Here is a 13,227-nt window from a genome sequence, read left to right as displayed (position 1 = left end):
TTCAGAATTTAGATTCTTTTATGCAGATAAATATATGATACAATTAAGATAAGCATCAGTACAACTAATAGTAACATTATAAAAATAGAATCGCGGTGCTTTAAATGGGCTACAAAGGCCGTAATTAGAAACAATGCAATACCTGCATAAGTCCATTCTTTTAACTGGATATTCAAGTGTGGGATTAATATCAAAATAGCAGCCAATAGTTTTAATACAGCTAATTCAATCCTGAAAAAATCAGGAAATCCAAGTGCTTTAATTCCTTCCTTAGTAGCATTACTAAAAATATAAGAGTAGGAGCTGATAAATAGAAAAGCGGAAATAATTATTGTTGATATCCAATAGATTGTTTGTGCCATGAGTTTATTGTCATTAGATTATAAGAAACTATCTGTAATTTGTTTCACTAATAAAGTTCCATCTGGGTCACTGTTTGTTTTTAACTTACAAAAATCTTCTGCCCATTTAGAAGTTCTAAGTCTTAAAGGAGGAGTTGGATTCTGGGCTACATCAAATACTATATTGGCAACCTCTTCACCTGTTTGATATACCTGTTCTTTGCTTTCCGATGCTCTTTTCTGGTTACCTGCAAAATATCTTTCAAAAACTGGTAGGTATTCTCCCGAAGCTAGTTGACCTTTAACAGTTGTCTTTTCTACTGCCGATTTCATAAATTCAGTGGCAATACCTCCTGGTTCTACACAAGTAAGTTTAATGCCAAAAGCATCGGTAACGTAACTTGCAAGCGCCTCAGTATATCCTTCTACTGCAAATTTTGCCGCACAATACAATTCATTAAAAGGTTGCCCAACTAATCCTCCAACAGAAGTGATATTTATAATTTGTCCTGATTTTTGTTGGCGCATAAAGGGTAAAACGGCTTGAGTACAGAAAACTACTCCATGATAGTTAACATCACTTACCCAACGAATTTCTTCTTCACTTGCTTGTTCTGTAGTTTTTGCAAAGCCTGCACCAGCATTATTCAAAAGCAAATCAATTTTGCTATCATTATCAATTATATGTTGTATGGCTTTTCGTATCGATTCTGGCTTTGTTACATCTAATTCTATTAGTTCTATATCTAAACTTTGCGCAGCTATCTTTTTCTTAAGTTCAAGCCCCTTGTTAAGATTTCGCATACTTGCATATACCTTATAGTTATTACGAGCAAAAAGGATAGCGCTTTCAAAGCCAACGCCAGTAGAGGCTCCTGTTATTAAAATATTTCTCTTCATCGTTTTTGATTTTTAATGTATAATGAAGAAACAGTATGTTGGAGTGAATGTTCATTCCAAAATACATTTTTAATCTTTAATAGCATCCCACAGCATAGTAACTTGATTGCTGATGGAATTAGTATTGTCAGCATTAGAGGAAAAGAACCAGCGTAGGTAGGATAATACAGTTCCACCTATAAACATCAATAACTCAGCATTCGAGATGTTTTTAATAATCCTATCAGATTTTCCTTTATTTAATAACTCACCTACATATTTAATGGCTTTTTCTCCCTCAGCCTTACTTTCTGGTGTAATTAAAGGAGATGCCTGAAGCTGTTCCATAAACTTAAAATAATTAGGCTTGCTTTTAAAAAAGTCTATTGTAGCAATAAAGTAGGTTTCAAATTGAGTCTTTATTGCCATATTAGGATCAAAGGCATTATATATATATTCTTCTTCCTTTTTAATACTAACATAAATGTAATTGATTAATATATCCTTATTACGGAAGTAATTATAAATTGTACCAATTCCTGTTCCTGCTTTTTTAGCTATTGCAGACATCGGTGTGTTATGTATTCCATTTTGAGTAATAAGTTCTATGGCTGCGTCTACTATTAATTCTTTTTTGCTCATTTGGTAAATATAATAAGCTTGGAATGATTATTCCATAAAATCGATACAAAATACAGCGATTGAGTTACATATTTTTAAGATATTTGTTCTCATTATACACCTATTGCCACATGATAGGCACACAAAATGAAATTGAATCAATAAATAAAAATGAAACATACTTTTTTAGCCTTGTGCTTGCTGATACTTTCTTTTAATAATTTGTATCCCAATAATTATAATGAAGCTTTACTTCAATTAGATAAACTAATTGAAAACAGAGTGCTCTATCATGATAAATTTGAAGAACGTATTTCAAATATTAAATCTCTATATAGCATAGCACCTAATAATGAATCAAAGTATACTCTTGCCCGTCAGTTATGTGATATTTATAGCTCATATAATATTGATTCAGCAACTATTTATGCCGATTTAGTTATTGATTACGCCACTTCTTCTAAAAAAAAGGAATTCATAGATGAAGCATCAATAATAATGGCTAAAACATATTTGCTAGGAGGTATGTTTACAGAGGCTGATGCAATATTAAATAATATAAATAGTAGTGGGCTAAGCGATATATTACTGCTTGCTTACTATACTGAACGAACTACTCAGTATAGGTATTTATCTAAATATACTTCAGGCACTAATCTAGAGCCTATATATAATAAAACAAGAATCACATATCAGGATTCTGCTTTTAATATTTCAAAAGAACACTATCCTGGTTACTCTTTGCTGCAAGCTGAAAATTTGATTGATAAAAATAAGCTTGAGGATGCGATTCTAATACTTGAAAAACAACTGAACAAGTACGATCCTAAAGATAGGGGGTATGCCTTTCTGTCATATACTATTTCCAGGGCTTATGCTATGCAAAGTAACCTTGATAAACAAAAAGAGTATTTAGCGCTTTCAGCTAGCTCTGATATTTATAATGCAGTAAGAGAAAATGTAGCTTTACACGAATTAGCTTTACTGTTATTTCAAAAGGGCGATATTAATAGAGCTTATAAGTATATCAAAGTAGCATTAGATGATGCGCTATTTAGTCATGCCCGTTTACGAAGCTTCGAAGTATTAAAAGTGATGCCTGTAATTGATTTAGCATATGAGCGATTAAAAGATAAAGAAAAGCGTAATCTAATCCTATTTAGTATTGTAGCATTTACCCTAGTGACTGTGCTTTTAGTGTCATTGTTTTTTAATAAAAGGCAAAATAATAAGCTTATTCTGGCTAATAAGAATGTAAAAAGTATAAATGAAGCTTTAAATGATAGTAACCATAAGTTAAAAGATAGTCATATTGCTATTAGTGAGGCTAATATGGCATTGGGGAAAGTAAATGCAATGCAGGGCGAATACATAGTAAAATACTTAAAGATGTGCTCTTCGTATATTGGAAGCATCGATAATTATAGGTTATCCCTATTAAAGAAAACAGCTTCGAGTAATACTGCTCAATTATTAAAAATACTGAAATCAAAAGAGGTTGTTGATAAAGAATTGCAATCATTTTATAATGATTTCGACAAGGCTTTTTTAGACTTACATCCTGATTTTATCGCAAAATTCCAGACTTTATTGAGAGATGATGAGCAAATTATACTAAAACAGGGCGAATTGCTCAATACAGAGCTTCGAATCTTTGCCTTAATTAGACTAGGAATCACTGAAAGTTCTCAAATTGCAGAATTCCTGCGTTACTCCAATCCAACAATATATAACTACAGAACTAAGGTAAGAAACAAGGCGAAAATGGATAGAGAAGCCTTTGATAGGGCAGTTTTAGCCTTGTAACTACCAAAAAAACGTCTACTTTTCAATCTCTATTTTACATTGTGTTGCTTTGGGTTAATTGTTTTTAAATCAGGTTAATATGAGTATTTTTAATTAATATTTATTCAAATATAGTCTACTTTCAGTTTAGTTTCATCTAATCACTTCTTATTTTTGATTAGAAGTTAATTCATACTAATAGTTAATGCAATAATTTATAGAGTTCGTGTTTATATAATTGCTGAACCTATGGATAAGTGTTATATTATATGAATGGTTTCTTACTCCAGTTAAATTATGGAGTTATTTTAATAATTAGAGTGTAATTAAAAAATAAAGAGATGAAAAACGTATTGTTATTTTTTGCTTTTATCGGATTCTTCAGTGTAATCAAAGCAGAAGAATTAAAATCGCCCAATGGCAATTTTAACTTGAAGTTTGAAGTTAATAATGGGGTGCCAATTTATCAATTAGATTATAAGGGTAAGCCTGTTGTTTTAGATAGTAAGCTTGGTTTTATTTTAAAAGATACTGCCGATTTGACAGATGGTTTTACTATTATTAAAACAGAGAATTCAAGTTTTGATGAAACTTGGGAACCTACTTGGGGGGAAGAAAGCGAGATCAGAAATAACTATAATGAACTTGCTGTAACGCTTAATCAAGATAAGGAAGATCGCCAGTTATTGATCCGTTTTAGGTTGTTTGATGATGGCTTAGGTTTTAGATATGAATTTCCTAACCAAAATAACTTGATCTATTTTGTTATTGAAGAAGAAGTAACAGAGTTTGCTATGGCAGGTGACCATAAAGCTTGGTGGATTCCAGGAGATAACGACACACAAGAATATAATTATACAACATCTAAGTTATCAGAAATAAGTTCAAAGTTAGAGGTATCAATAACTCCAAATGAGTCTCAAAGTCCAATTGGAGGTGCTTGCGTGCAGTCAGCATTAATGATGAAATCTGATGATGGTTTATACATCAACCTGCACGAAGCAGCACTAATAGAGTATGCATGTATGCATCTTGATTTAGACGAGACAAACATGACTTTTACAACTATGTTAGCACCTGATGTTAATGGCAATAAAGGATATATGCAAGCGCCTAGAACAACACCTTGGCGTACTATTATTGTTGGTGAAGAAGCAGGTGACATTTTATTGTCGCGAATGACTTATAATTTAAATGAACCACTAGCGCTTGAAGACGACTCATGGGTTAAACCAGTTAAATATATCGGTGTTTGGTGGGAAATGATTACAGGTATGAGTACCTGGAGCATGGCTGATGTGCCGAGTGTACAATTAGGTGTTACTGATTTTGAGAATGCTAAGCCAACAGGAAAGCATGCTGCGAATACCGAACATGTAAAAATGTACATTGATTTTGCTTCGGAGCATGGTTTTGATGCTGTTTTAGTTGAAGGTTGGAATGTAGGATGGGAAGATTGGTTTGGTAAATCAAAAGATTATGTTTTTGATTTTGTTACTCCTTATCCTGATTTTGATGTTGAAGGATTACGTGATTACGCAAAAAGTAAAGGTGTGGAGTTAATGATGCATCACGAAACTTCAGGTTCGGTGCGTAATTATGAGCGCCATTTAGATCAGGCTTTTAAGTTTATGAACGATAATAACTACAACTCAGTAAAAACGGGTTATGTAGGTGATATCATTCCAAGAGGAGAGTCGCATTACGGACAATGGATGGTAAATCACTATCAGTATGTACTTGAAAAGGCTGCAGATTATAAAATAATGATTAATGCTCACGAAGCAGTTCGCCCAACGGGTATCGCCCGTACTTATCCGAACCTTATAGGAAATGAATCTGCAAGAGGGACGGAATATGAGGCCTTTGGTGGTAATACACCTGATCATACTACAATTCTTCCATTTACTCGTTTAATTGGTGGCCCTATGGATTATACCCCAGGTATATTTGTTACTGATGTTAGCCAGTTAAATCCAGAAAATGGTTCTTATGTAAGAACAACTATTGCACGTCAGTTGGCTCTATATGTAACTATGTATAGTCCACTTCAAATGGCTGCTGATTTACCGCAACATTATGAGCAATTTATGGATGCATTTCAGTTTATAAAAGATGTACCTGTTGATTGGTCTAAAAGTTTGGTACTTGAGGCTGAGCCAGGCGATTATATTACTTATGCTCGTAAAGATAAAAATTCGGAAAATTGGTTTGTAGGTCGTACAAACGACGAAGAGCCGAGAACTTCTAAAATAGCTTTCGATTTTCTTACTCCGGGAAAGAAATACGTAGCTACTATTTATTCTGATAAAAAGGATGCACATTTTAAAGACAATCCTCAGGCATACCAAATTAAAAAGTATGTAGTTACCAATAAATCAAAATTGTCGCAGTTCTGTGCACCAGGAGGTGGTTACGCAATTAGTATTGAGGAAGTAACAAATAGTTCACAAACAAAAGGTTTAAGGAAACTGTAGCAGAAACGAAATAGTTTATAGCACAAAGCCTCCGCTTTATATTAGTATTTCTAATGTATTGCGGAGGCTTCTTCATTTCTTTATAAATCAAACGTGAGGCTTTGATAGACGCGAATGATTGTTTAGGAGCCATAATAAATACAATAGCTTTAGCTTAGAAATAAAAGTTTAAACTTTGGAGTAAATATTAAACATAAACTATTTTTTTTATTTTCGTGGAGAATTAAAAATAAACACGATAGGGATGAATTGACATATTTGACGGGATACATCTTAGTTGTGTGTAACCTAAAAAAGACTAACATATGCAAGAATTAAAAGATTATAAAAAAGAGAAATTGACTATTAGTTTAGCTTGGGCTAACATATTTGGAATTTTGATTATACTCCCAATTGGGTTAATATTTGGTTTGCCATATTATTTCTTGTGGGAACCTCAAATAAGTATTAAAGAATATCTGGATAATGCAGGACTACAGGTGTTTGGTTTAGGGATTTTGATGTTTTTTGGTATTATGCTATTCGGGATAGTATTGCATGAATTAATACATGGAATTGTTTGGGCGAAATATGCAAAGAATGGATTTAAGTCAATAAAATTTGGAGTGTTGTGGAAAATGCTAACACCATATTGTCATTGTAAGGAAGCATTAAATGTAAGACAATATATTAAGGGAGCAATAGCACCAGCAATTATTATGGGGATTATACCTTCAGTGATTGCAATTCTGATTGGAAATTTTGGAGTTTTAATATTTGGAATGTTTTTCACTTTGGCTGCTGGAGGCGATTTATTAATGATTAACTTAATTAGAAAGGAAAATAGCACGGATTTGGTTCAAGACCACCCATCAGAAGTCGGATGCTATATTTATAGAAAGTTTGAACAAAAGGCAACACACAACAAATTATAAACGTAATGCGGGCGAAGTGGGTAATTTAACCGAAATTAAACTAAACAACGATAGTGGTAACTTGAAAGGAAAGAGCGTTGAAACCCGCACTAAACTTATAAGTGGTGGCGGTAAGTTAAGTGCACATTTAATAGATAAAATATTAGTTAAAAGAGTATTATGGACATGAACATTGACAGCTTATTTAAAGAAGCAAACAAAATATGGCCATTTCGAAGTTTTGCAAAATATATGGGCGGTTTTGCAATAATTTTCCTTGTAGTTATACTCATTGCTCTTTTTGCTAATTCGAATAAACTTAACTCAGAATTTTACGAATTTGAAATTCACGGTGAAATCAGTGAAGTAGTTTTGGGAAGAAAAGATAATTACGTTAAAATAAATTCAGAATGGTTCGCTATTCAAGGGGAGTTTAATGCTTATCTGAAAGCAAATCTGAAAATAGACAAAGACATGTATAGCACAGTGATTATTATTAACGACAATGGTAATAGTGAGAAGTTGGATGTACCAAAAACTAAATTTGTACCTATTGACACTGATAGTGATTTGAGAAATGATTTAAATAAACTTAATAAAACCTACCGCTAATAAATAGGAATATGAGCAGTCAGCAAGACCCAGCGATTATTCGCATTTGAACTATAACCCGTTTTTGATACCACCCAAGTATTTTAATCGGGTTTTAAAGTTCTTTTTTGGATTTTAGGATTCGTGTTTATTGTATAATTTTCAGATGTACTTTAGCTTTTATAGCTACACGCTTATCCATCATTCAATAATCCATTTGGTTTAATTTTACGTGAAACTACATGCCACTCGGCGTAGGATTGTACGCCACTCGACGTAGGATTGTACGTCACTTGGCGTGAAATCTCACGCAGCCCTTGCGTAATAATTCACGTAAGGGCTGCGTGAGATTTCACGCAAGTAATACCTATTAATTATCTGTATGCTTAGTATATTTTACAGGGTATTTTACTTAAAAATTAAGTCTGTGTAAATTTCCACACGGGGCCTGTTGAAAAATGCACAGCCCCGTGTGGAAATATTCACACGAGGCTGTGGAAAAACTCACACGGGGCTGTTGAATTTTCCACAAACCCTCTACTAATTTTTTGCGGTGCAACTCATGATGCAGTTTTAGTTCTTAAACTTGCATACCATCAAGGCTTCCTGCTTTCTTGTTGCGTATCACTTCTTTGCAAAAACATCAATGTAGCTATGGCTATAGAACTGTTTCACTCATTACCGAGATCTTAAATAATTCAATTTCTTATCCATCATTCAATAATTCAGTTAAAAAAATAACCTATCCAAATAAAGTATCCCTAGCGAATTTAATTTTCTAGCTTTGTTATTAATCTTTCACATCCTTCTAAAAGCACTTTTTCATTATTATTGAGCTGTTCAACCCAAAAAAAGGCATTTTTAAGGTTCTTCTCAGGACTATCAGATTTACTTAAAGTATAAACTTCTTGCATCAGGTATTTCTCTAATTCTACTATGGTACTATAACCTTCATAAATATTAAGAATATCAATAAGTTCTTCCGAATTTAACTCTCCTAACAAGCCAGTACTTTCAATGCTTCGGTATACTCCCGTTCTAATACTAAGTGTATGAAAGGTAAAAGTTGAATTTACAATATCAGCAGTATCATTAAAGTTCGATAGCATCGAATCTTGTTTACTTATTAATTGTCGAAGTGATTCATTATTATTGTTAAGCTCTTGCGTAATGTTTTGTATGGCAATTCTCTTTTGCTTATTTAACTTATAGCTATCTTTTATGCTATCTAAAGAAAAAGCAATGCTTACACCTAACACTACAATTGCCAATTCAATTAGGAACTTCTTTTTTGTCATTATTCTCAAGTTTAATTTCAATAGTTAGTTTAAAGTAAGGCAAATTAAAGAAATTTTAGATTAGTTGTAAAAGGAGAGGCAAAATTCATTCTAATCTTCAAATATTCACTTCAGCTTTATATTAATACACTTCGATAAACTAATGGGTTTGTAAAAATTGGCTTGTTATACTTTTGTTTCAGAAATATTAATTAGAAGACCTAATAAATTTTAAAATGAAGCAAATATTTTTTATTGCAGTACAAGCAATACTGGTACTTGGTTTTTCTGCCTGCTCTAATACAAATGACGCAAAGGTAAAGAAAGCACGTTACGTAAAATCGTATAAAGTATTACCAAGCTCGGGTAACAAAACCATTGTTTATAATGGTGTAGTAAGTGAAAACAGAGAAGTAGCGCTGCCTTTTAAGGTAGGAGGACCTGTTACTCAATTATTAGTTGATGATGGTGAATATGTTGAGAGAGGACAAACAATAGCATCAATAGATAAGCGCGATTATAAAATTAATGTGCAAACTGCCAAGGCGCAATTTGAGCAAATTGAAGCTGAATATGATCGCTATCAAAAATTATATAATCAGGATAAATTACCTGCAAATACTTTAGATAAAGTAAAGTCGGGTTATTTAATGGCGAAAAGTCAGTTAGAAGCGGCTGAGAATGCCTTATCTGATACCGATTTAAGAGCACCATTTTCTGGATATATTAGTGAAAAACTAATCGAAAATTTCGAAACGGTTGCTCCTGGTCAGCCAATAGTTAAGCTAATTGATGTAAGTAAATTAGAAGTAATCATTAGTATTCCTGAAAACCAGATTAACGAAGTTGAGAAACTAGAGAATATTACTTGCGATATAAAAAATGCCAACAGATTTAATGTTCCAGCATCGGTAAAATCGATCAGTAAAAAAAGTGGTCCTGATAGAATGTTCGAGGTTCGATTAATTCTTAACGATATTGATGGAACACTTGTTAAATCGGGTATGGTTGCTAAGGTTAGTGTTAACTTTTTTCCTAAATCAAGCAATGGCATATCTGTTCCAATTGAAGCAATTTTTGCAGAAGGAACAAAAAGCTATGTGTGGAGTGTGAATAAAGTAAACATGAAGGTGGCTAAAAAAGAGGTTGTTGTTGGCGATTTAGTAGGAGCTGGTTTTGTAACAATTAAAGAGGGAGTTACTATTAATGATGTAGTTGTAACAGCAGGTGTATACTCATTACAAGAAAACCAGGAAGTAAAAATATTACCTAACAAATCAGCATCAAACGTAGGAGGTTTACTATGAGTATCTTAGAAAATATACTAGAAAGAAAGGCCTTCATCATTGCTTTACTGATTGCTGTTTTTATGGGAGGTATTCTCTCGTACCAAGGATTAGGGAAGCTTGAAGATCCTGAAATTCCTGTTAAATCAGCTGTTATTATGACGCCATATCCTGGCGCATCAGCTAGTGAGGTAGAGTTAGAAGTCACAGATTTACTGGAGAAGGCGATACTGAAGTTAGAGAATATTGATTTTATTGAGTCGCGTTCTTCTGATGGAATGTCTGAAATTACGGTAAATATCGATGGTTCAGTACCTACGTCAGACATGCCTCAGCTATATGATCATTTACGCCGAAAAATTAACGATGTAAAAGGTAATTTACCCGCTTCAGCTCACGATCCTATTGTGGTTGATGATTTTGGAGATGTATACGGAATCTTCGTATCTATTAGCGCTGATGGCTACTCATATAAAGAACTAGACGAATATGTAGAGTTTTTAAAGCGCGAATTTTTAGCGCTTAATGGCATAAAAAGGATTGAGATTTACGGACAGCAGATGGAAACATTCGATGTTGTTTTTTCTAACGATAAGTTTGCTCAGTTAGGCATTAATCCAATGCTAATTGCACAAGCCTTAGGTGATGAATCATCTTTAGTTGATGCGGGTGATGTTGTAATTGGATCCGACCGCGTTAGAATGAGTGTTGGAGAAAAATACAAGTCTATAGAGGATGTTGAGAATCTTTTGGTTCAAGTGCCAGGCGGCGGTTCTTTCTTATTGGGAGATATTGCCAAGGTTGAACGTTCGTTCTATACACCAATGATGAATAAGTTTAAGCACAATGGTGTACAAGCCATGTCATTAGCAATTGCTATGGATCCGGGCGTTAATGTAATTGAGATTGGCGAAATTTTCGATAATAAAGTAGCAGAGATAAGTGCCGATTTACCCATAGGAATAAACATTGATAAAGTGTTTTTTCAACCCGATAGGGTTGCTGAATCTATTCAAGGGTTTATGGTAAACCTAATAGAGTCGGTACTAATTGTGATTGTAGTATTACTATTCGCAATGGGAATGCGATCGGGCTTATTAATATCCAGTGGCTTGGTATTTACAATACTAGGTACTTTTATTATAATGAAAATGATGGGTATTGAGTTGCAACGTGTAACCTTATCGGCAATTATTGTTGCCATGGGTATGTTAGTTGATAATTCAATTGTTGTGGCCGATGGTATTTTAATGGATCTGAAAAAAGGTGTAGAAAGTAAAAAAGCTTTTGTCAACACTGCAATCAGAACATCTATGCCTTTGTTAGGAGCTACAATTATTGCAATACTCGCATTTATGCCCTTAGGATTTTCTCCTGGTATGGCTGGTGAGTTCTTAAAATCGTTGTTTTATGTATTAGCAATATCACTCTTTTTAAGCTGGGTATTTGCCATGATACAAACTCCATTTATGGCTAAATTCTTTTATAAAAAGAACGTAAGTGCAGGAGCCTCTGACGAAGCTGATTTATATAATAATGGTTTATACCGTTGGTTTAAAGGTCTTATACGAAAATTACTTTGGCATAAAACTGCTTTTGCAGCCTTATCAGGACTTGGAATTGTTGTGTCAATTTGGTCTTTCGGTTTTGTAAAACAAGAGTTTTTCCCAAATCTCGATTACAATCAATATGTAATTGAATATTGGTTGCCGCAGGGTGGTAATATTTATCAGGTAGAAGAAGATCTTGATGAAATACAAAAAGAAATCAGTACATGGGATAATATAGAGAGTGTAACAACTTCAATAGGTCAAACACCAGCACGCTATAGCTTGTTGCGCCCAATGAATACTTTAAATAGTAATTATGGTGAGTTTATTATTGATGCAACCGATTTTCCTACTTCTCAAACAACCTCTGCCCGAATATTAGAGTATTTATCAAAAGAATATCCGCAAGCTTTGGCAAGAGCGCGTACGTATAGTCCAATATTTGGTGAGTACTTAATGGAAGCAAAGTTCTCAGGTCCCGATCCTGCTGTACTACGTAGTTTAGCCGAAGAAGCCAAAGTAATAATGCGAGCTAATCCTAATACTACAGGAGTAACTGATAATTGGAAAAATAAAGCCAAGGTATTAACACCTGCTTATTCACCAGATCAAGCACGACTTTTAGATATTAGTAGAAGTCAGGTAGCTAATTCACTGGCAATGGCATCTAATGGTATGCCTATTGGAGTAATTCATGAAGGAAGTAGCAGTTTGCCTGTGATGCTTAAAATGGAAGAACCAATTGGAGAAGATGTAGAGCATCTTTCATCAGTACCTGTTTGGGGTAATGGAATGACGAGTACTCCTTTGAGTCAGATTACCGATTCTATTTACTTAAAGTGGGATAATCAAACCATTAGAAGGTACGATGGACAAAGGGCTATTAAAGCACAATGTGATCCTAAACCAGGCATTACACCTCCTGAGTTATTCGAACAAATTCATGAGGATATTGAAGCCATTGAATTACCGCATGGTTATTCAATGGAGTGGTTAGGTGATCATAAAAGTAGTACCGAAGCTCAAGAAGATCTATTTAATTTATTGCCATTAGCATTAGGTTTAATGTTCCTGATTCTAATTATGATATTCAATAATTTTAAACAGCCTCTTATTATTATGGGCGTGGTTCCTATGGCCATTACAGGTGTTGCCATTGGTTTTCATTTGATGAATGCAACCTTCGGATTTATCGGTATTATTGGTACGCTTGGCCTTATTGGTATGATGATTAAAAATGCCATTGTATTACTCGATGAAATTAACGATCAGCTAAAAAATGGAGCCAGTCAACTCGATGCAATAGTAAATTCAGCTGTATCTCGTATGCGTCCTGTAATGATGGCTTCATTAACAACCATTTTAGGTATGATTCCATTGTTATTTGATGTGATGTTTAAAGGAATGGCAATTTCAATTATGTACGGACTCTTAGTGGGTTCATTAGTAACATTATTAGTAGTACCTATTATGTATGCCATTATTTATAAAGTAGATACCCGTTCTTTAAAAGAGATAAAAGAATAA

The 13,227-nt window shown here is 33.7% G+C and carries 10 protein-coding genes; 6 read left to right on the top strand and 4 right to left on the bottom strand.

From position 1 onward, the window contains the following. Positions 1-8: 8 nt before the first annotated feature. The 3 genes from A8B35_RS06570 to A8B35_RS06560 all read right to left on the bottom strand — a co-directional run bounded on the left by A8B35_RS06570 (position 9) and on the right by A8B35_RS06560 (position 1,862). Positions 9-362 (bottom strand): DoxX family protein, encoded by a 354-nt coding sequence (locus A8B35_RS06570; protein ID WP_075602545.1) that lies wholly within the window; start codon positions 360-362, stop codon positions 9-11. 18 nt (positions 363-380) lie between these two features. Beyond that, positions 381-1,241: an SDR family oxidoreductase gene (locus A8B35_RS06565; protein WP_075602544.1), complete on the bottom strand. Its 861-nt coding sequence runs from the start codon at positions 1,239-1,241 to the stop codon at positions 381-383. Between the two features lie 69 nt (positions 1,242-1,310). Then, positions 1,311-1,862, bottom strand: a complete 552-nt coding sequence (locus tag A8B35_RS06560; protein WP_075602543.1) for a TetR/AcrR family transcriptional regulator — start codon at positions 1,860-1,862, stop codon at positions 1,311-1,313. 150 nt (positions 1,863-2,012) lie between these two features. Between A8B35_RS06560 and A8B35_RS06555 the strand changes: the two genes are divergently transcribed. From A8B35_RS06555 to A8B35_RS06535, 4 genes are all read left to right on the top strand, one after another. Continuing rightward, a complete protein-coding gene (locus tag A8B35_RS06555; RefSeq protein WP_075602542.1) occupies positions 2,013-3,647 on the top strand; it encodes a DUF6377 domain-containing protein in 1,635 nt (544 codons plus the stop codon). Between the two features lie 320 nt (positions 3,648-3,967). Next, positions 3,968-6,103: a glycoside hydrolase family 97 protein gene (locus tag A8B35_RS06550; protein WP_075602541.1), complete on the top strand. Its 2,136-nt coding sequence runs from the start codon at positions 3,968-3,970 to the stop codon at positions 6,101-6,103. A gap of 305 nt (positions 6,104-6,408) precedes the next feature. Next, positions 6,409-7,017: a DUF3267 domain-containing protein gene (locus tag A8B35_RS06545; protein WP_075602540.1), complete on the top strand. Its 609-nt coding sequence runs from the start codon at positions 6,409-6,411 to the stop codon at positions 7,015-7,017. Positions 7,018-7,176: 159 nt separating this feature from the next. Then, positions 7,177-7,608 carry a hypothetical protein gene (locus A8B35_RS06535; RefSeq protein WP_139314831.1) on the top strand — a complete coding sequence of 144 codons (432 nt, stop codon included), beginning with the start codon at positions 7,177-7,179 and terminating at the stop codon, positions 7,606-7,608. 749 nt (positions 7,609-8,357) lie between these two features. Here the strand turns inward: A8B35_RS06535 and A8B35_RS06530 are convergent. Continuing rightward, entirely contained in the window at positions 8,358-8,885 is a 528-nt protein-coding gene (locus A8B35_RS06530) for a hypothetical protein (protein WP_075602537.1), read from the bottom strand. Positions 8,886-9,100: 215 nt separating this feature from the next. Here A8B35_RS06530 and A8B35_RS06525 point away from each other — a divergent pair, with 215 nt between their 5' ends. Both A8B35_RS06525 and A8B35_RS06520 read left to right on the top strand, forming a co-directional pair. Beyond that, a complete protein-coding gene (locus tag A8B35_RS06525; RefSeq protein WP_075602536.1) occupies positions 9,101-10,171 on the top strand; it encodes an efflux RND transporter periplasmic adaptor subunit in 1,071 nt (356 codons plus the stop codon). Then, positions 10,168-13,227: an efflux RND transporter permease subunit gene (locus tag A8B35_RS06520; RefSeq protein WP_075602535.1), complete on the top strand. Its 3,060-nt coding sequence runs from the start codon at positions 10,168-10,170 to the stop codon at positions 13,225-13,227. The genes A8B35_RS06525 and A8B35_RS06520 overlap by 4 nt, the downstream gene beginning before the upstream one ends.

It is taken from the genome of Saccharicrinis aurantiacus, assembly GCF_001660705.2.
Lineage (GTDB): Bacteria > Bacteroidota > Bacteroidia > Bacteroidales > Marinilabiliaceae > Saccharicrinis > Saccharicrinis aurantiacus.
Note: the sequence above shows the minus strand (reverse complement) of the source record. Positions and strands in the feature narration are given on the sequence as shown.